Here is a 19,468-nt window from a genome sequence, read left to right on the forward strand (position 1 = left end):
TACGGACTGACGTTGCTCATTTAAGACAACCTACACCTCACGTACCTTGTGCTCACTTACACCTGCTTTTGTAACACCCGGCTTAGTAAATGACATCTGTGGAAATAACGCAGGAATCCAACTCATTTGATTTTGTAGCAATGCAGCAGATAACTAACCCCCAACTACCCAAACGGTTTGATGCCGCTAACCTGCAGGTGGCATTCAGTACCAAAACCGATAAGGAGCTGAAGCTCGCGCACTGGCTCCTGAGCATACTTAAGCACCCCATGCTGGTGAAAGCCGGCGGGTTGGTTACGGTGTGGGCACTAAAGGTGCACCTACCCATCAAAGCTCTAATCCGGAAAACGATCTACAGGCTCTTTTGTGGTGGCGAAACCGCGCAGGAGGCACTGCAGGTAGTTCAGAAACTGGCAAGCGCCCGGGTACAAACCGTGCTGGATTATGCCGCCGAGGCACAGGAAACTGAAGAAGGGTTTGACAAGGTACGTAACGAGATCCTGCGTAACATCAGCCTGGCAAACCAAACAAAATCATTCTCCTACATCAGCGTAAAGCTAACAGGTATCGGGCACAAGCACATCTTCCAGAAGTTAACGGAAGGAGAGCCGCTTTCACACACCGAAAATGCTGCCTTCATACGCACAGAGGTTCGCCTGGACGCTATTTGCAAAGCCGCTGCAGAAGCCGGCGTTACAGTATACATTGATGCGGAAGAAACCTGGCTACAAGACCCGATGGACTCATTGGCTGAAGGCATGATGCGACGCTACAACACCAAGAGAGCCGTTGTTTTCAACACGCTGCAGATGTACCGCAACGACAGGATAGAGTACCTGCACGACTGCCTGAAGCGCTTTACCAATGAGCAGGTTATACTTGGCATAAAACTGGTTCGTGGCGCATACCTCGAAAAAGAGCAGCAGCGAGCAGCCAAATACGATTACCTGTCTCCGGTATTCGCCCAGAAAGAAGACACCGACAGAAGCTTTAACCACGCCATAGACATTTGCCTGGAGAACCTGGACAGGCTGGAGCTTTGCTGTGCCACGCACAACGAGTTCAGCACGACTTACCTTACCCGCAGAATTCAAAAAGGCGAAATCAAGGACCACTACAAGCGCATTCATTTTTCACAGCTCTATGGCATGAGCGATAACTTAACCTATAACCTTGCCGATGCCGGATTCAATGCCTCAAAATACCTGCCTTATGGAGATGTTGCCACCGCTGTACCTTACCTGATCAGGAGGGCGGAAGAAAATACCTCTATAGCCGGGCAAACAGGTCGGGAGTTATACTTGCTTGAGCAGGAAATGCAACGGAGAAGCTTGGTAAGCTAAGAATTTACCTGCACCTGATTAACTAAAACTCTGCCTGTAAGGGGAATTCTCTCTTACAGGCAAACGCATTATAAATAGAAATATCAACTCATAAGTAAACATTACACCAAATGCCACAAACTACACCGCACAATTTCCACATACCTGTAATGGGTCTTGCTTTTTCGATCGACTCGCCGCTGAAGGTGGCACGTTTCGGTATCTCCTCGGTTGTATCGCTTAGCGACGACAGCCTGCTGGAGCAGATGCGCCAGCACTACAGCCAGCAATACGGAAGGCCTTTTATACCTATCACTGAGAAGGCGGAAGATTACCGCGCCCGTCGCGTAACGGCATATCTGAACCTGCTGGATGAGTTGGTAACGCAACAGGTGCTAAAGCTGCAGCAACAGGACTTTACGCCAGACTCTGAGCTGACCCAATATTTCGAGATGCTCCCCGACAGCTCTCCGCTTAAACAGAAATACCTGGAGATGCGCCAAACAAAAGACCCTTACTGGAAGCAGAGTCTGCAGGAGGAGTTATGCGACGAAGTTGTTCCCGGAAGTATAGACGTGAACATCATGACTAAGCTGGACAAGACCAATTACGATAAATCAGGTGAGCCATTGCCGCAGGAGTATTCCGATGCACTGGCTGCCCTTAGAGGTTTTGCCAATAGCTCTGTTCAATCGTCGGTGGTTTTCTCGGCAGGCATGAACATGCGTCTGTACGGTTATCTGGAAAACTTCTCTTGCTTTTACCCAAACGTGGCCGGCCACTTTGAGAAGAAAGTGATCATCAAAGTAAGTGATTACCGTTCGGCGATGGTGCAGGGTAAGATCCTGGCTAAGAAAGGCATTTGGGTGTCGGAGTTCAGGATTGAGTCTGGCTTAAACTGCGGTGGCCACGCCTTTGCCACAGATGGCTACCTGATAGGCCCTATCCTGGAGGAGTTTAAGCAGAACCGTGAAGCCCTACGCCTGGAGCTTTACAGCCTGTTCAGCTCTGCGCTGGCAGCAAAAAACATACATGTACCACTGCATGTGCCGCCGCAACGCCTGACAGTACAAGGCGGCATTGGCACAGCCGATGAACAGGACTTTTTGATGGAGCATTACGGAGCTGACGGCACAGGCTGGGGCACACCGTTCCTGCTGGTTCCAGAGGCCACCACCGTAGACGAGCCCACCCTGCAACAATTGGTAGCCGCCAAAGCAGAAGATCTGTTCCTGAGCCCTATTTCTCCGCTGGGGGTTCCGTTCAACTCGCTGCGAAACACCTCTAATGAGCTCCTGAAGATGGAGCGCGCCGAGAAAGGGAAGCCTGGCAGCCCTTGTGTAAAGAAGCACCTTGTATCGAGCACCGAGTTTACCTCTGAGCCTATCTGCACGGCATCTAGCAGGTACCAGCGCCATAAACTAAAACAACTGCAGGCACAGGAATTAGATCCGGTTACCTATATGTCGGAAGTAACAAAAGTATTGGCTAAGGAATGCCTCTGCGAAGGCCTGGCCAATTCTGCTGCTCAGCTGTACAACATCAGTAAAAAAGCTGCCACCAAGGCTATCTCTATCTGCCCGGGACCTAACCTGGCTTATTTTTCGGGTGTGTTTAAACTGCAGGAAATGGTGGATCATATTTACGGCAAATTTAACGCGCTCAACAACACCTACCGTCCGCACATGTTTGTTAACGAACTTAACATGTATGTAGACTACTGGAAGAAAAAGAAAGAAGAGCAACTGGACACACTGACCGATAAGCAATATAAATACCTGCAGTCTTTCTGGGATAACCTGTTGCAAGGCATACAGTACTACAAACAAATGCTGCCTGCCATTTTTAAAGACGAACTGGAGCGCCAGGTTATTATGCTCGATGAGTTGCTGGAGGCCGAAGACCAGTTACAGTTGGCTAGACTGGAGGTAGCAGTACAATAAAATGACCAAGATCAGACTTACCCGCTTGTTTACGTTTGAGGCAGCCCATGCACTGCAAGGCTACGATGGAGCCTGCCGCAACATTCACGGGCACTCTTACAAATTGCAGGTAACCATTATCGGCTTGCCCATCGTGAACGAGGAGCATCCCAAAAATGGTATGGTGCTGGACTTTGGTGATCTGAAGCAGCTGGTGCAGGAGACTGTTATTGATGCCGTAGATCATGCCCTGCTGCTTCGCGCAGATTGTGACCGGAAGCTGATCGAGGCGTTGCGTAGGCTGCACCATAAACTGCTGCTCACTCCTTACCAACCTACCTGCGAAAACATGCTCATCGACTTTAAGACAAGGCTCCGAAAAGTAATGCCTGCCAGCGTGGAGTTGCATAGCCTGAAGCTCTGGGAAACGCAGAATGCTTTTGCAGAGTGGTATGCTTCGGATGAGGTGTAAAGAAGAAGTATAGGCTTTAAAACAGCTCTGCTCAGGATGTGGGCAGAGCTGTTTTGTTTATGGATAGCCCTTTCAGATTCAATATCTTAATTTAAGACAGGCAAGTTATTATGCAGTACTGTATCCAACCACCCCTGCCCCTCCTTATCCAAGGAGGGGAACACTGCTGCTACTATTGCCAAAGTATAAGCACTGTAACTCTTACCTAACTCTTTTACACCAAAATCTCCTGAAACAAGTTCGAGTTGTACCACTTACAGGAAGACATGTAAAGAGTAAAGAGTACAGATGATAGTACAATGCTTTTGAAAGTGGTAAGTAAAAAACTTCCCTCCTTGGATAAGGAGGGGCAGGTGTGGTTGGACTAGGTATTACTAAACATCTAAGCTTAAACAAAAAGCGCAGGACCTAAGCCCTGCGCTCTTCAAAACACCAAAACACTTAATCCAATCCTGCCGCAGCAGGTACTACTATTATAAGTCTCTTTTAGAGAAAATTCTTCTTGAGCTTAGGTAAGGAACCAGCACCCACACCAGCAGCAGACCAAACGCTAAACCTATCCCCCATAAACTGCCCAATATACTTTTATACAGTGCACCGGTATAGCCCATAAGCGCCGACACATCCAGGTTCAGCAACACGATGATTCTACCCAGATCGATCGGGTTTAAGGCTGTAAGTGCCAACGTAGTATTCTCCAGCGGGTAGTCGCTGAAAGAGTAAAGTATAAACAGCACAATGCCATCGTAGATCAAAGCGAAATAGAACCACAGCAGCAAGGCAATACCAATGCCCTTCGCTTTATCTCTTGTAATTACTGACGCCAGAAAAGCCATCGCCACAAAAATGAATGTGATGAACACACCGGTTACCAGTAAGTATAAACCGGTAAGGCTGGCTCCGAAAAGCACTACAGGTACACCCACGCCAAGTATAAATGCACCTGAAAGCGAGCAGGCAACGCCCAGGTACTCGCTCAGGAAAATCTTTTTGCGGTTGATAGGCTGCGCTACCAGCAGCTCCATAAACTCGTAGGAGTTGTAAAAGTGTGTGGTGGCAAACACAATGCTTATTAGTGGCACTGTGAGCAGCACCAGGTTCAGCAGGCTAAGTATGGCTTTGTCGGGGTTGCCACCAAAGTTGAATAACCCGATAGAGAGCATTAGCAGGAATAGCGTATAAGCCACTACAATTTTATTCCGGATGATGTCGTAGAAAACGTATTTTAAGATCTTTTTCATCGCTTAGTCCTCCTCGTTCATAATTTTAGCAATAGCCCTGCTCAGGCGCTCCTCGTTTGCCTGGGCTTTTATACTTGCAATGGTCTCATGGAACTTCAGCTGGCCATCCATCAGGCAAAGCACCTCATCGGCCACCTCTTCCACTTCACTCATGATATGCGAGGTTATAAGTATAAGTTTTCCTTTTTTCTTCTCTTTCAGGATCTTGCACTTCAGTATCTCGGCAGAGATCGGGTCCAGGCCGGCGGTAGGTTCGTCAAGTATAAGTATCTGCGGGTTGAACATAAAGGCCAGTGCAGCACTTACCTTTTGCTTTGTACCACCAGATAAAGCGCCCATGCGTTTTTCATACATATCCTTCAGTCCATACAATCCGATCAACTCCTCGTCTACCTCTTTGGCATCTCTGCGGATGTCGCGGATCATCTGGATCACCTGCCGGATCTTCATGTTTTCAGGGTACCGCCCGATCTGGGGCATATACCCGATCTGGCTGCGGTAGGCGTGCTGGCTAAGTATACTTTCGCCGTTGATCTTAATGTCGCCGCCATCAGGTAACACCATGCCTAGAATACACTTGCTCATGGTGGTTTTGCCGGAACCGTTTGGCCCTATGATAGACACTACCCGCCCGGTTTCGAAACGGACGTTCACGTCTTTCAGCACCTGCAGTTTACCGTATGACTTGCGTAAGTTTTCTATCGTTATCATAAGTTATCTTCCTCATCATAGGTTGATTATCAACCAAGTTCTCAGGTATAAAACTCGGCAGCACTTTTTCGATGTTATCCAGCATGTCCACCATAAAGCTGCGCATAAACATAACAGAGGGCGGCACCCGCTCCACCAGCATCGAGTATAAGCTTACCGGGCGGTATGGTACATCACCCACCAGGTCTTTGTTCAGATCATAGCCGCTGTATTTGTCCCAGTAGTTGTTCTCGAAATGGTTTAAAGTAGAGTTGCCGTTGGTGCTCACATCAAAAGAATTGCCGGTAAAGTTGTTCAGTTTAAAGGTATCGTCCATGCAGCTGCTTAACAGGCGAATTGCCCAGCCGTTGCGGTCGAAGTTGTTGCGTTGTATGTCCAGGCGGCTGGAGCTTTCCATGTAGATGCCGGTGGTGTTTCTGCGGAAGGTATTGTTGTAAATTACACTGTTGGTAATCTCTTTTAGTAACAGACCATAGGCTGCGGCTCCCCAGTTTCCTTCAAAGGTGTTATGCTCCATCCGTATGTCGCGGGTGTACATCACAGCAACACCAGCACCATTTTGGCGAAAGATGTTGTGGGTATAAACGTTCCTGTCGGAGAACATAAAGTGCAGGCCGTAGCGCAGGTTGTGCTCGCTCAGGTTGTCTTTTACTTCGCTGTCTTTTACAAACTCTAGGTAAATGCCGTCGCGGTGGCCTTTTACTTTGTTGTTGCTGATCACGGCGTTGTCGCAGTACCACAGGTGTATGGCGTTACCCAGCGATGATTCGTTTAGGCCGGTTACATCTTTGCCTGTCACCACATTGCCCTTTATCACACAGTTTTCTGAGTTCTGCAGGTAAATACCGAAGTAGGTATTAAGTATGGTGTTGTTCAGTATCCGGATGTTGCTGCGCTCCACTACACGTATGCCGGCATCGTCGCGGGTATAGCTGGTGGCGATGTTCTTAATAGTGAGCCCCTCTACTGTTACATTGTCAGCTGTAATCGTGAGTATCTGGCCTTTATAGTTTCCGTCAATTACCGGGTTGTTTCTGCCAAGTATAGTTAACGGCTTGTTTATTTCAATTCCATGTTCCTGGTATACTCCTCCTTCTATCAGCACGGTGTCACCGGCTTTAGCCATTTTAACAGCCTGCTTTACCGAAGTATAGCTACAGGTATTGCACACTTTTAGTGTACTGCCGAAGGCAAAAGAAGCCGACAGCAGCAACACCAAAGTGGTACTCATAAAAAGGATATATTTAGTCAGGTCTTTCATTTTTTTGTACGGCTGTAACCGCTTCGTTCCAGGTTAGCAGGCGACCGCCATGCTTCTGTTTCATTTTTGCCACAACTTCTTTGTCGGCAACTGCTGTCAGGTACATACCCATTGGGCTAGGCAATGCCTTGGCCTGTAAAAAGATAGCATCACGGGCATCAATCAGTTCGTTTGGCCTGGTAAAATCAGTAACCATTAAAAAAGCGGCATTCTCGCCAAACTCCGGGTGCTCAATTGTGTAAGCCATCAGGCACTCCGAAGAGTCAAAAAAGTATAGCTTGCCTTTGTCGTTCACCAGCTCTGCACCATAGCGGTTGTCAGCCACTGTCATGTTGCAATGGGCACAGTTAGCGGCGCCGTAGGCAATTGGCTTTGGTTCCGGTTGGCAACCTCCCAATAGGGCAATGGCCAGCATCAGGCTAAATAAATAAAGTAAAGTTTTCATACTAGAGCGTATTTAGACTTTATAGTTTGCTCTTTGCTGGCTGCTCTCCTGCTCAGGAAATACACTAGCAGCGACAGTGTTATCCCCAAGAAAATACCCAAACTACCTAGCGCAGGTAAAGAAAGCGCCTCGAAGTTTAGCAGTGTTTTATTGCCAAGCAGCGGTGGTATGTAGGTCATGCCCGGCACTTTAATGGCAGCTTTAGGGTCCAGGTTAGTACCGAAGTCAACAAGCCAAAGGTAAAAGTCGAGTATACCTGCAGCACCTGCGATCATCAGCAATCCGCTCCAGCCCATCACCAGATTTCTTTTACCTATCAGAGCCACCAGCACACCGGTCACTATAAAAAAGATCACGATGTAAGGCATGTACTGCAACTCAGCAAAAGAGTCGGCATGAATAGGCTTCATACCAATGTAGTGGTTCAGGATATTGAAGTTTTGAAGCACGTGGTCGGAGCTGCCACCAAGTTTATTTACCCAGATGTGAAGTTCCAGTCCCTCGGGGTATTGTGGGGCTTTGAGGTATATCTTCCACATCGGGAACATAAACAGCAAGCCTAAAGATAATGCTGCCACAATCATCAGCACTTTGTTGTAAGCTTTCATCCTTGTATGGGTTAAGGTGAAATTATGTGAGCTGGTAGGTTAGAAGTATACTTGAGAACCCTATTCTTTGCGATTGTCCCCTTGAGGGGACCACAGGGGTGTAAAGCTAAAGGCAAAGTCTTTTGTTACCGTTAAACATCCCCCTACCCCCTTCAAAGGGGGACTTTGGGAAAGTTGGATCTCAAGTATAAGTATAACCCGCAACTCAGGTTAAATAACCAGCGGAGGTTGCCGGGGCTTCCTCCGCTGGTTTTCCAGTAATGCCTTATTTGGCAGAGGCTACTGGTGCCGTTTTCTTCTTACCTGTTGAGTAAGTGATCGGAACGTTAGATCCTTTTGGTGATACTCGGATGTATCCCTGCATTTCCTGGTGCAGCGCAGAGCAGAAGTCTGTGCAGTAGAACGGATAAACACCGGCTTTCTTCGGTACCCACTTCAGGGTCTGTGTAGCACCTGGCATGATCAGCGTCTCGGCGGTGTTGGCTCCCATTACAGCGAATCCGTGAGGTACATCCCAGTCTTGCTCCAGGTTAGTTACGTGGAAGTATACTGTATCTCCAACTTGCACACCTTCGATGTTATCTGGGGTCATGTGGCTGCGGATGGCTGTCATTTTCACGCGCACCACGTTTTTGCCTTCACGCTTCACACTGGCTTCGCCTTCTTTCTTAACAGCGTGCGGGTGCTTGTTCTCGTCCAGTTTATGGAACTTCACACTTCTTGGAGCAACCAGGTCAGCTTTGATAGCCTGTGCGTAGTGAGGCTCGGCAACTGTAGGGAAGTCTAGCAGCATCTTCATTTTCTCGCCAGAGATGTCGATTAGTTGTGCAGAGTGCGCTAACTCAGGGCCAGTTGGCAAGTAACGGTCTTTGGTGATTTTGTTCATCGCCACCAGGTATTTGCCATATGGCTCTTTCGTATCGCCACCAGGAATCATTAAGTGACCAACTGAGTAGTATACCGGCATTCTGTCTACCACCTGGAAGTCTTTCAGTCTCCATTTCACAACCTCAGAAGACACGAACATAGAAGTATAAGCGTTTCCTTTGCCATCGAACTCAGTATGCAATGGTCCTAAGCCTGGCTCTTTAACTTCAGCTTTCAGAACAGACTCATACTTCAGTACTGGAATACCATTCTTCTCGCCGTCGAATTGTTTGTTCTTGATGGCCTCCTGCATTTTAGAGAAAGAGAATACTGGTATAGAAGAAGCAAGTTTACCGCTTACTACCATGTGCTCACCGGTTGGGTCTACGTCTATGCCGTGTGGTGACTTAGGAGCTGGAAGCAGGTACATCATACCTGGGCACTCTTCTGGTAGCAGGTAACGCACTTTCTTCTTCACAGTGGATTTAGCCATGTGCGTGTTCTTGTCCATCTTGTTGTGGTAGTAATTAGCTGGCATCTCACGAGCTTTACCTTCTTTGGCATACTTCGCAGCCAGTTTCCAGTTAATTGCCGCTAAGTAGTCTTTGTCGTTCTGAGAAGCGCCAACCTCTTTCAAAGTACCTGCTTTTTCAGAGTTATAAGTTGTAAAGAACACCCAGTCTTCAGATGGGCCTTTACCACCGTTAGCTAAGTCGTAGTCGAAGCCAGGTACCAGGATCTGGAAGTCAAGGTCCATGTCGCCGTTCTCCTGGTCTACTTTAATAAAGGAGATAGAACCTCTGAACTCTTCTTCATACTTATCCAAGCTTACGTCGCCGGTGTTGCCTTTCATATCAAGTGGCACAGAGAAACGTGTACCTGCAATTACGTACTCGTTGTTGTTGGTTGGGTATGGAGAGCAGTGGTTACCAGCTGAGTTCGGTATCTCCATGATCTCCACTGTCTCGAAAGTGCTCAGGTCAATGCGGGCTACGCGTGGCGTGTTGTTGCCGTTCACGAACAGCCAGCGTCCGTCTGTCATGCCTTTGCTGCGCGACAGTTTTGGATGGTGCAAGTCGTCCCAAGGCACAAAACCGTGAGATGTCATCAGCATCGCCTTAGACTCCTCGCTGTAGCCGTAGCCATTCTCGCCGTGCTGTGTGAACACAGGGATGATCTTCAGCAGTCGTCCGGACGGGATACCGTAAACAGACACCTGTCCGTTAAAGCCACCTGAAAGGAACGAGTACAACTCGTCGTGTTTACCTGGTGCTACATACACGGCAGAGGCAGCGTCTGAATCAACTGCTGTAGTTGCTGCGTTGGCAGTTTCCGATCCGCTTATATGACTACATCCTTGTAGCGCTGCGCCAGCTGCCACTGCCATCAGCAGGGCGGCTTTAGGGGCTGCTTTTTTTAACTTAGTGATCAAAGTTTCCATTTAAGTCTAATTATGTATTGATGTTTCAATTATATTGATTGGTCATTTTTTCTAAGGAACTCCAGGATAGCTCTGGCATCATTCTCGTCCACGTTCTGGTTGGTCATCTGCGTTAAGTGCTCAGCCAGTAGTTTCTTTGCAGTCGGATCTTTTTTAGTCATTTCCTCTGGGTTGATGATCATGTTCATTACCCACTCCGGCTTGCGGTTTTCAGTTACACCCGCAAGACCAGGCCCTACTACTTTCTGATCAGAAAGCTGGTGGCAGGCTGCACATTTGCCTTCGAAGATAGCCTGACCGGTTGAGGCCAACGCCTGATCTACCTCTGCTCCTACTGTTACTTCTTTTACAGGCCCAACACCTTTTCCATCATCAGCTACAGGTGCTTCTGCAGCCTGGTGTGCTAGTCCGGCTTCTTGCTGGCTTGCTTCTGCAGAGCCCTCTCCTTCGCTTGATGAGCAGCTAAAAAGTAGTGCGCCGCATAGGATAGCCACGGCTCCCAACTTTACAGGCTTCAGCAATCCGCTTTTAAGTATGCTGCTTACTTGTATGCTCTTGTTTTTCATGGTTGTAGTATTTAAAGTATTGACTAGTTGAGGTTTTCGGTGTTTGTATCTGTAGCAAAAGTATAGCACATGAGTCAGGGATTAAAAGACCTTAATCTCTTTTACTGATGACCTTTGTCATTTTCCTGGCTAGGTATCTCCCCGACATTTGATCCTGAAACTGAAGGGATAATCAAGTGAAACGGTTTGTTTGGATGCTATTACTTATAAGTGCTGTCGCTCAGCCCATGAGCAAGACAGGCATTTATCTGTTGTTCCAGGCTAACCGCGCCTACATTAGCAGCTACCTCTGCGAGCAACGCCAGGATTCGGCATCCGACTGCCAGGGTAAGTGCTACCTGAAAAAGGAGTTGAAGAAGGAGACGAAAAGAGAGCAGCAGCTACCAGGCAAAAAACTACCAGCCACCGACCTTATACTTATGGTGGCAAACTCTGAAGTAGAAACCATAGGAGTTGTCGCTTTGGGTAATGATGTGAATTTCGGCTATACTATTAGAAGCTATCCCACTGTAGCACGTACCATCTTTCAACCTCCCCAGCTCCTGACCTGAATTCCTGTTTACCTGCCTCTGTGGCAACACATTTTCAATTTTTAACAACAGAGTTTAAGTCATGAAAAAATATATCCTGCTTGCATTAGCACTGATCGCTATAAGCACAAACAGCAAGGCCTGCGACAAAGGCTGCACCATGGGCGGAAGCTATTTCGGTATTCTGCCTCAGTTCCAGAAAAATTTTGCAGGCCTGCGTTACAGCACACGCGCCTATACCATCACCGCCTCCCATGGCGGCCACACCGAAGTTACAGAAGAGCACTTTACCACAGCCGAACTTTGGGGACGCTACGTACCGGTTAAAAACCTACAGATCTTTGCCTTTGTACCTTACCTGAAAAATGAGCAGAATAGCAGCCACGGAAAGCTAAAAAACGATGGGTTTGGCGATATTACGCTAATGGCAAACTATGCCATACTTAATACAGGAGACAGCCTGCGCCATACTATAAAACATTCGCTGCAGTTAGGTGGCGGCATAAAACTGGCAACCGGAACTTACCAGCAGGAGCAGCACGAGGAGGTTATGCCGATAAATATGCAAACCGGCACCGGCAGCACCGATTACCTGCTCAACGGCATTTATACTATCCGCTACAAACAGCTGGGCCTGAGCAACGATGTAACCTACCGCTTTAACACAGAAAACAAAGAGGGCTACAGGTTCGGAGACAGGATCAGCGCTTCGTCTAATGTTTTCTACTGGCAAAATGCAGGTGCCGTCGCGTTGCTGCCAAGTGCAGGAGTATACTATGAGCACGCGCAGAGCGATAGAATTAACGGCGCCACAAACGCACAGAAGGGCGGAGAATCATACTTTGGCAACGTTGGTCTGAGCGCCTACATCAAAAACATTTCCTTAAGCGGCACGCTGCAATTACCTATCAGCAGCACAGAAGACTACCATGCCACCAAGGGGAATAACAGAACCATGCTCAGTCTTACCTACATGTTTTAAAGTGTAGCTCTGCCACATAGGCATTTATTCCTGATTCTTCACAATCAAATATAAAGCAATATGAAATACAGAAACTTGTGGCTAGGGTTTATAGCCGTTATTGTAGGGTCCTTTGCCGTACTCGGTTACTACGGCATCGAAATTTACAGAGAGGCGCCGCCTATACCTGCAAAGGTGGTAACCACGTCCGGCAAAGTGCTTTTTACAGAACAGGATATCAAGGATGGGCAAAATGTGTGGCAGTCTACGGGTGGGCAGCAATTGGGCTCGGTTTGGGGCCATGGTGCTTACGTGGCCCCAGATTGGAGTGCCGATTGGCTGCACAAGGAGGCTATGTTCTTCCTAGATACCTGGGCGCAGCAGGAAAAAGGAGTAAACTATGAAGCCCTGGACGATGAAACCAAAGCGATGCTGGAGGCAAGGCTGCAAAAGCACATCCGGGCAAATACCTACGACCCGGCAACCGGGATACTTACTATTTCAGACCTGCGTGCAGAGGCTATAGCGGATGTAAGCAAGCACTACACCGCTTTGTTTACAGATGATCCGGCGCTTGCCAAACATCGCGATGCTTACGCCATGAAAGACAACACTGTGGGAGACCCGGTGCGGATGCAGAAGCTGAATGCGTTCTTCTTCTGGACCAGCTGGGCCTGCGTTACCGAGCGCCCAGGCAAAAAAATAACCTATACGAACAACTGGCCATCGGAGAAACTAGTAGCCAACGAACCAAGCTCCGATCTTATTATCTGGACAGGTTTTAGCGTGATCATACTGATAGCTGGTGTAGGGATGTTGGCTTACTATTATGCTTCTAACAAAGAAGATGAAATAGACCACTCCAAGCTTCCCAAAAAAGATCCATTGCTGGGCCTGAATGCCACGCCGTCTATGAAGGCGACGCTAAAATATTTCTGGATCGTAACGGCGCTTATACTTGTGCAAGTTACACTAGGCATTGTGTCGGCGCATTATGGCGTGGAAGGGCAAGCGCTTTACGGTTTCCCGCTAGCTGAGTACCTGCCTTACTCCATTACCCGTACCTGGCACGTGCAGTTGGCCATTTTCTGGATAGCCACTTCCTGGTTGGCAACCGGTTTATACATTGCTCCGGCCGTTTCGGGCTACGAACCTAAATTCCAGAAGCTGGGCGTTAACTTCCTGTTCTTCTGTCTGCTGGTTATAGTTGCCGGTTCTTTGGCGGGCCAGTGGTATGGCATTATGCAGAAACTTGGTTACACTGAAAACTTCTGGTTCGGCCATCAGGGTTACGAGTATGTGGATTTAGGTCGTTTCTGGCAGATATTCCTGCTGGTTGGCCTGTTTGTATGGCTGGCGCTAATGGTACGTGCTATCATGCCTGCTTTTAGAAATGATGTAGAAGGTCGCCACCTGCTGGGCATGTTCCTGATCTCTTCTGCCGCTATTGCACTGTTCTACGCTGCCGGCATGATGTGGGGACAGCACACTAACCTCGCTATTGCCGAGTACTGGCGCTGGTGGGTAGTGCACCTGTGGGTAGAAGGCTTCTTCGAGGTGTTTGCTACTGTTGTGATAGCCTTCCTGTTTGTGCGCATGGGCTTACTGGATACTAAAATGGCTACGGCAACGGTGTTGTTTTCTACCATCATCTTCCTGTTTGGCGGTATCATAGGTACGTTTCACCACTTATACTTTAGTGGCACGCCGACTGCGGTAATGGCGCTCGGTGCAACCTTCAGTGCCCTGGAAGTAGTGCCACTTGTATTAATTGGATTCGAGGCATATCACAACCTGAAAATCAGCAAGCTGACGCTCTGGATAAAAGCATATAAATGGCCAATCTACTGTTTTGTAGCAGTAGCTTTCTGGAACCTGGTAGGTGCAGGTGTGTTTGGTTTCGTGATTAACCCTCCTATTGCGTTATACTACATGCAAGGGTTGAATACCACACCTGTACACGCACATACGGCTCTGTTCGGAGTGTATGGTATGTTAGGTATTGGGCTGATGCTATTCGTACTGAAGGGTCTGGCTGGTCGCCGTCGTTGGAAGGATGGAGTAATTAGTTTCGCATTCTGGTCTATCAATGTTGGTTTGGTTCTAATGGTGCTTATCAGTGTTCTTCCGATCGGCCTGCTGCAAACATGGGCCAGTGTAGAGTATGGATTATGGTATGCCCGTTCTATGGAATTTATGCAAACTGATACCATGAACACTTTACGCTGGTTACGTGTGATCGGCGATACTATTTTTGCCGGCGGTGTGGTGGCTCTTGCCTGGTTTATCATCGGCCTTAAAACGGGATGGTCGCAGGAGAAGGATGAGGATGTGCAGGATATTGATTTGGTAGAGCCTCCAAAAGAAAAGCAACTAAAGTAGTAAATTAAGTTACCTCCTTTCTGTTGAAAGCCACCCATTTACATAATGGGTGGCTTTTTTTTTGTTGTTTAAACTACAATTTCACCTTTCACCCACCATAGCAGCATATTCACCAAATATTCTAAAAATAAATTACAATACTATAAAAATAACACCCTTTACTTACAACAAAATATAGCATCCTTGTAGTATAAGCCTAAACATCTCACCGCATAAAAATACAATTAATTATTAGAAAGTCATAAATATGGCAATCTGGAACGTTACTTCTGCGCAACATCTTCTGTCACGTTGCTTGTTTGGCTACACAAGCAGAGATATCACTTTGGCTCTTAGTTATACGAAAAATGACTACGTGAACAAAGTTTTACTGGCCCCTGTAACAGCACCTGCACCTCCTGGTAACTGGATAAATGAAGAGCCCGCTCTCGCAGATTCTGCAACCAGAGCTACAAGGCAAAAGGATTTAGTCAACTGGTGGATACAACTAATGCTGCAGGACAATAGTCTTCAGGAAAAAATGGTTCTCTTCTGGCACAATCATTTTGTTTCTGAAATGATTAAAGTAGCTCATCCGCAGCATATGTACTGGCAAAACCACCTGTTCAGAACACATGCCTTTGGTAACTTTAGAACCTTAACAAAGGCTGTAACTACCAATGCTGCCATGCTGATATACCTGGATGGCATCAGCAACACAAAGAATAAACCAAACGAGAACTATGCAAGAGAGCTACTGGAACTATTTACACTTGGTATTGGCAATTATACCGACACAGATGTAAAAGAGGCTGCACGTGCACTAACTGGCTGGCAAGTAGACAAACTTAGACCCTTCCTGAACCCAGGCAAGTTTGACAACACGAGTAAAACATTTTTAGGCAAAACAGAAAATTATAACCACGATACGCTTATAGATGCCATTTTCAAAAGCCCTAAAACAGCAGAACACATATGCACTAAGCTTTATAAAGAGTTTATTTGCTCTAAAACCGATGCCCCTTTTATAAAGCAAATGGCTACTGTACTGCTAGACGCAGATTATGAAATTAAGCCCCTGCTGGCATTTATGCTTAATTCAGATCATTTCTACGACACCCGATTTATCGGTAGTAAAATAAAATCACCTGTAGACCTTTTGGTAGGTACGCTTAAAGCATTTGAGGTATCAAACCCGGAGTATAACTACCTGGCAGATGTACTTAGGCTACTACAGCAAAATCTGTTTAACCCTCCTAACGTGAGAGGCTGGGAAGGGCAAAGAAAGTGGATTAGCTCTTCTACTTTTCCTAACCGCCAAGCACTAACTGACTCCTACATAAATGGCAAAAGATTAAACGGGCAAAGTATAAAATTTCAGATTGATGGGCTTGCTTATGCACGTACTTATACTAGCTGTAATAATGCCATAGTGTTTGTTAATGAAGTATCAACACAGTTGGTCCGGTATCCTCTTAGCGCTAACAAGAAGAATTTACTGCTTAACATACTTTTAGAAGGAACAACCCCTACAGAATGGAGTACCAATAGCCCTATGGCTGTTACCAGACTAAAGAATTTTTTTAAAGCTTTGATGCGACTGCCAGAGTACCAGCTGTGCTAACTACCTGCTGCACACAATTTGCCTTTGCTGTAGCTTACTTTAGTTGCCTTACCTCTTTCCCATAGTATTTACCACAAATTTTGCCTGAGAATGAAAAGAAGAGAATTTATCAGAAACATGGGCCTGCTCGGAGGCTCTATGGCATTGGGGTTAAATGGTATACCTCTGAAAGCCTTTTCCTCTCCGCTACTGCTCAACATAGAGCAGACTAACGGCAAAATACTTGTGTTGCTGCAGATGAACGGCGGAAACGACGGCTTGAACACACTTATCCCATACGAAGACGACCTCTACTATAACAAGCGGCCACAGATAGGTATAAAAAAGCAAGACGTAGTTGCGTTAAACGAGTTTACAGGTCTGAACCCAGCCATGGCCGGATTTAGAAATTTGTACGAGGATGGGAAATTAGGTATAGTGCAGAATGTTGGGTATGAAAACCACAACCGCTCACACTTCAGATCGACTGACATATGGTTATCAGGCTCTGATGCTGATCAAAACCTGTACGACGGGTGGGTTGGCAGAAGCTTATCTTATATGTACCCCGATTTTGAGACCGATATTCCAGAGCACCCGATGGCCATACAACTTGGTGCTGTTGAGTCTATGTTGCTGCAAAGCCCCATAGGTTCTATGAGTGTCGTGTTTGAGAACCCCAACACATTTTACCAAATGGTAAGTGGCAGTATAGCAGACGATGATCCTCCGGAAAGTACGTTGGCTGGTACAGAACTGGCCTTTTTGCGGAAGATATCTTCTCAGTCTACTAACTACGCCTCAGTTGTAAAGGAAAAAGCTGACAAAGGTAAAAATACCGTTACCTATCCTAACACAAGTATAGGCAAGCAGTTGGCAATTGTCGCCAGCCTTATTGCAGGCGGATTGGAAACCCCAGTATACTTAACCACTATTTCCGGTTTCGACACACATGCAAATCAACTTACAGCGCATGCAAAAACCCTTACACAACTCAGTGAAGCCATTACAGCTTTTCAGTCTGACTTAGAGACAACCGGCATGGCTGATAGAGTGGTACTAATGACCTTCTCTGAATTTGGCAGGAGAGTGGAAGAAAACGGCAGCAGAGGAACAGACCATGGCACAGCTGCACCATTGTTTGTAATTGGCAAGTCTGTTTCAGGCGGCATTATAGGTGGCAACCCGAATTTAGTAAACTTAGATAAAAACGGTGACCTACTGCACCAGTACGACTATCGCCAAATTTATACTACCATTCTACAGGATCACCTGGGGCTAAACAAAGCAAAGACTGAGGCTATTTTAGGCAAAAGTTATGAGAAGCTCAACCTGTTTCATAAGTCAGCTGAAACAGGTTTCAGTTTTGCTCCTTTGCAGCTTAACAAAGTATACCCGAACCCTTTCCAATATTCAGCGGCCTTTGAGTATGAATTAAAACGAAGTATACACATTAGACTTTCTATCTTCGATCTGCAAGGCCGGGAGGTAGCAGTAATTTATGATGGACTGCAGAACGCAGGCAGGCATAGCCAACATTTTTCAAACAGACTTGCTACCGGTACCTATATAGCACTTCTATCAGGAGAGGGCCGCCAAAGCTCTAAAAAAGTGGTAGTGGTATAATAGCACCTGGTTTGGCGAATTGTTAGACAATAGCAGTTGCCAAACCAGGTGCTATACTTAACTAAAAACTTACAAAGCGTTTTCTAGCCTCTTCCTCCAGCCTGTCGCGGTGGTCTGGGTGGGCGATGTTGATGAGGGCACGGGCACGCTGGCGCAGGTTCTTGCCATACAGGTAAGCCACGCCATACTCTGTTACCACATAATGCACGTGTGCTCTTGTAGTTACCACCCCAGCTCCCTGGTTGATAAATGGTGTGATGCGCGAGATACCCTTTGCCGTTACCGAAGGCAGTGCAAGTATAGGCTTACCACCCTCCGATAATGCAGCGCCACGCATAAAGTCCATCTGGCCGCCGATGCCGGAAAACTGGTAAGTACCAATAGAATCCGAAACCACCTGGCCAGTTAAGTCAATTTCGATGGCACTGTTTATGGCTGTTACCTTTGGGTTCGTGCGGATTACAGACACATCGTTTACATAATCGGTGCGCAGCATGGTTACCAGCGGATTGTCATCCACAAAATCATATAACTGTCGGTTACCAACTATAAAGCCAGTGGCAATACGGCCAGGGTGTTTTGATTTATGTTCGTTTGTGATAACGCCTTTTTCTACCAGCGGCATGATACCATTGGAGAACATCTCGGTGTGTATCCCTAAGCCTTTATGGTTGGTCAGGTTATTGAGAACAGCATCCGGAATACCGCCAATACCCATTTGCAGGGTAGCGCCGTCATCCACCAGCTCTGCGATATACTCCCCTATTTTTCTTTCTGTAGCGGTTATCTTTGAACCATAGTCTACCTCAGGCAGCGGCTCATTTACTTCTACCATCGCATCAAAGCGGCGGGTATGGATTAAGGCCTCGCCATGGGTGCGCGGCATGTGCGGATTTACCTGCGCTATTACATGTTTTGCACTGATTACGGCCTCTCTGGCAATATCCACGGAAACGCCCAGTGAGCAGAAGCCGTGCCTATCTGGAGGCGATACATGTACAATGGCAACATCCAAAGGCAGAATACCACTGCGGAACAAATGCGGTATTTCACTCAAAAAAATAGGCACATAATCCCCACGTCCGTTATTTACTGCTTCGCGCACATTTGCCGATACAAAAAGCGAGTTGATAAAGAAGGAGTCAGCATAGCGTTCTTCAGCAAGCGGCATATCACCAAATGTACTGATGCTGACAATTTCCACATTGCGTAGTTCATCTGCCTTTTCGGCCAGTTTGCGCACAAGGTACTGTGGGGTTGCAGCACTACCATGTAAAAAAACTCTATCGCCTGATTTTATCACAGACAGCGCCTCTTCGGCACTAAGGTAATTGGGGTTTTTGTTAGCCATACTTGTCATCATTTCCATAGCAAATCAGAAGCACATGCGTTAGCACCTACTTACTCCATCCTGCTATACATGGTTTAAGCATCTTTTAATCGTGCTCCTGAAGCGGCTGCAAGTTGAAAAGCAAAAAGCTGCTAAAAAATGAGTTTTAGCAGCTTTAAGTATGACCTATGATTGGTAAAG

At 46.9% G+C, this 19,468-nt stretch carries 16 protein-coding genes; 8 read left to right on the plus strand and 8 right to left on the minus strand.

The features are described from left to right. Positions 1–89 precede the first annotated feature (89 nt). The 3 genes from H8S84_RS16840 (at position 90) to H8S84_RS16850 (ending at position 3,716) form a co-directional block, all read left to right on the plus strand. Complete coding sequence (locus tag H8S84_RS16840) at positions 90–1,343, plus strand: proline dehydrogenase family protein (RefSeq protein WP_230407230.1); 1,254 nt, start codon at positions 90–92, stop codon at positions 1,341–1,343. A 110-nt stretch (positions 1,344–1,453) separates the two neighbouring features. Next, positions 1,454–3,265 carry a nitronate monooxygenase family protein gene (locus tag H8S84_RS16845; RefSeq protein ID WP_187068533.1) on the plus strand — a complete coding sequence of 604 codons (1,812 nt, stop codon included), beginning with the start codon at positions 1,454–1,456 and terminating at the stop codon, positions 3,263–3,265. A 1-nt stretch (position 3,266) separates the two neighbouring features. Beyond that, complete coding sequence (locus tag H8S84_RS16850; RefSeq protein WP_187068534.1) at positions 3,267–3,716, plus strand: 6-pyruvoyl trahydropterin synthase family protein; 450 nt, start codon at positions 3,267–3,269, stop codon at positions 3,714–3,716. 473 nt (positions 3,717–4,189) lie between these two features. Here the strand turns inward: H8S84_RS16850 and H8S84_RS16855 are convergent, their stop codons facing one another. The 7 genes from H8S84_RS16855 to H8S84_RS16885 form a co-directional block, all read right to left on the minus strand. Next, on the minus strand, positions 4,190–4,957 hold the full coding sequence (locus tag H8S84_RS16855; RefSeq protein WP_187068535.1) for an ABC transporter permease subunit: 768 nt from the start codon (positions 4,955–4,957) through the stop codon (positions 4,190–4,192). A gap of 3 nt (positions 4,958–4,960) precedes the next feature. Then, the gene (locus H8S84_RS16860) at positions 4,961–5,668 is read right to left on the minus strand and encodes an ABC transporter ATP-binding protein (RefSeq protein WP_187068536.1); all 708 of its coding nucleotides are present in this window, start codon (positions 5,666–5,668) and stop codon (positions 4,961–4,963) included. Then, positions 5,631–6,929: a nitrous oxide reductase family maturation protein NosD gene (locus H8S84_RS16865; protein WP_187068537.1), complete on the minus strand. Its 1,299-nt coding sequence runs from the start codon at positions 6,927–6,929 to the stop codon at positions 5,631–5,633. Before H8S84_RS16865 ends, H8S84_RS16860 begins: the two co-directional genes overlap by 38 nt. After that, a complete protein-coding gene (locus tag H8S84_RS16870; protein WP_187068538.1) occupies positions 6,913–7,374 on the minus strand; it encodes a nitrous oxide reductase accessory protein NosL in 462 nt (153 codons plus the stop codon). The genes H8S84_RS16865 and H8S84_RS16870 overlap by 17 nt, the downstream gene beginning before the upstream one ends. Beyond that, positions 7,371–7,982, minus strand: a complete 612-nt coding sequence (locus H8S84_RS16875) for a hypothetical protein (RefSeq protein WP_187068539.1) — start codon at positions 7,980–7,982, stop codon at positions 7,371–7,373. The genes H8S84_RS16870 and H8S84_RS16875 overlap by 4 nt, the downstream gene beginning before the upstream one ends. A 265-nt stretch (positions 7,983–8,247) precedes the next feature. Continuing rightward, a complete protein-coding gene (nosZ, locus tag H8S84_RS16880) occupies positions 8,248–10,290 on the minus strand; it encodes a Sec-dependent nitrous-oxide reductase (RefSeq protein WP_187068540.1) in 2,043 nt (680 codons plus the stop codon). A 29-nt stretch (positions 10,291–10,319) separates the two neighbouring features. Then, entirely contained in the window at positions 10,320–10,856 is a 537-nt protein-coding gene (locus H8S84_RS16885; RefSeq protein WP_187068541.1) for a cytochrome c, read from the minus strand. A gap of 227 nt (positions 10,857–11,083) precedes the next feature. On the opposite strand from H8S84_RS16885, the gene H8S84_RS16890 reads away from it, so the two are divergent. The 5 genes from H8S84_RS16890 (at position 11,084) to H8S84_RS16910 (ending at position 17,937) form a co-directional block, all read left to right on the plus strand. Continuing rightward, complete coding sequence (locus H8S84_RS16890) at positions 11,084–11,407, plus strand: hypothetical protein (protein ID WP_187068542.1); 324 nt, start codon at positions 11,084–11,086, stop codon at positions 11,405–11,407. Positions 11,408–11,468: 61 nt separating this feature from the next. Then, positions 11,469–12,368 carry a hypothetical protein gene (locus tag H8S84_RS16895; RefSeq protein ID WP_187068543.1) on the plus strand — a complete coding sequence of 300 codons (900 nt, stop codon included), beginning with the start codon at positions 11,469–11,471 and terminating at the stop codon, positions 12,366–12,368. Positions 12,369–12,428: 60 nt separating this feature from the next. Further along, the gene (locus H8S84_RS16900; protein WP_187068544.1) at positions 12,429–14,729 is read left to right on the plus strand and encodes a nitric-oxide reductase large subunit; all 2,301 of its coding nucleotides are present in this window, start codon (positions 12,429–12,431) and stop codon (positions 14,727–14,729) included. Positions 14,730–14,976: 247 nt separating this feature from the next. Beyond that, on the plus strand, positions 14,977–16,332 hold the full coding sequence (locus H8S84_RS16905; protein WP_187068545.1) for a DUF1800 domain-containing protein: 1,356 nt from the start codon (positions 14,977–14,979) through the stop codon (positions 16,330–16,332). A 90-nt stretch (positions 16,333–16,422) separates the two neighbouring features. Next, a complete protein-coding gene (locus H8S84_RS16910) occupies positions 16,423–17,937 on the plus strand; it encodes a DUF1501 domain-containing protein (protein WP_187068546.1) in 1,515 nt (504 codons plus the stop codon). A gap of 61 nt (positions 17,938–17,998) precedes the next feature. Here the strand turns inward: H8S84_RS16910 and H8S84_RS16915 are convergent, their stop codons facing one another. Beyond that, a complete protein-coding gene (locus H8S84_RS16915) occupies positions 17,999–19,306 on the minus strand; it encodes an acetyl-CoA hydrolase/transferase family protein (protein ID WP_230407231.1) in 1,308 nt (435 codons plus the stop codon). Positions 19,307–19,468: the final 162 nt, after the last annotated feature.

Source organism: Pontibacter cellulosilyticus (assembly GCF_014306105.1).
Taxonomy (GTDB): domain Bacteria; phylum Bacteroidota; class Bacteroidia; order Cytophagales; family Hymenobacteraceae; genus Pontibacter; species Pontibacter cellulosilyticus.

Coding starts and splice junctions, on each gene's coding strand:
- H8S84_RS16840 (WP_230407230.1), top strand. CDS start 90: ATGACATCTGTGGAAATAACGCAGGAATCCAACTCATTTGATTTTGTA.
- H8S84_RS16845 (WP_187068533.1), top strand. CDS start 1,454: ATGCCACAAACTACACCGCACAATTTCCACATACCTGTAATGGGTCTT.
- H8S84_RS16850 (WP_187068534.1), top strand. CDS start 3,267: ATGACCAAGATCAGACTTACCCGCTTGTTTACGTTTGAGGCAGCCCAT.
- H8S84_RS16855 (WP_187068535.1), bottom strand. CDS start 4,957: ATGAAAAAGATCTTAAAATACGTTTTCTACGACATCATCCGGAATAAA.
- H8S84_RS16860 (WP_187068536.1), bottom strand. CDS start 5,668: ATGATAACGATAGAAAACTTACGCAAGTCATACGGTAAACTGCAGGTG.
- H8S84_RS16865 (WP_187068537.1), bottom strand. CDS start 6,929: ATGAAAGACCTGACTAAATATATCCTTTTTATGAGTACCACTTTGGTG.
- H8S84_RS16870 (WP_187068538.1), bottom strand. CDS start 7,374: ATGAAAACTTTACTTTATTTATTTAGCCTGATGCTGGCCATTGCCCTA.
- H8S84_RS16875 (WP_187068539.1), bottom strand. CDS start 7,982: ATGAAAGCTTACAACAAAGTGCTGATGATTGTGGCAGCATTATCTTTA.
- nosZ (WP_187068540.1), bottom strand. CDS start 10,290: ATGGAAACTTTGATCACTAAGTTAAAAAAAGCAGCCCCTAAAGCCGCC.
- H8S84_RS16885 (WP_187068541.1), bottom strand. CDS start 10,856: ATGAAAAACAAGAGCATACAAGTAAGCAGCATACTTAAAAGCGGATTG.
- H8S84_RS16890 (WP_187068542.1), top strand. CDS start 11,084: ATGAGCAAGACAGGCATTTATCTGTTGTTCCAGGCTAACCGCGCCTAC.
- H8S84_RS16895 (WP_187068543.1), top strand. CDS start 11,469: ATGAAAAAATATATCCTGCTTGCATTAGCACTGATCGCTATAAGCACA.
- H8S84_RS16900 (WP_187068544.1), top strand. CDS start 12,429: ATGAAATACAGAAACTTGTGGCTAGGGTTTATAGCCGTTATTGTAGGG.
- H8S84_RS16905 (WP_187068545.1), top strand. CDS start 14,977: ATGGCAATCTGGAACGTTACTTCTGCGCAACATCTTCTGTCACGTTGC.
- H8S84_RS16910 (WP_187068546.1), top strand. CDS start 16,423: ATGAAAAGAAGAGAATTTATCAGAAACATGGGCCTGCTCGGAGGCTCT.
- H8S84_RS16915 (WP_230407231.1), bottom strand. CDS start 19,306: ATGGAAATGATGACAAGTATGGCTAACAAAAACCCCAATTACCTTAGT.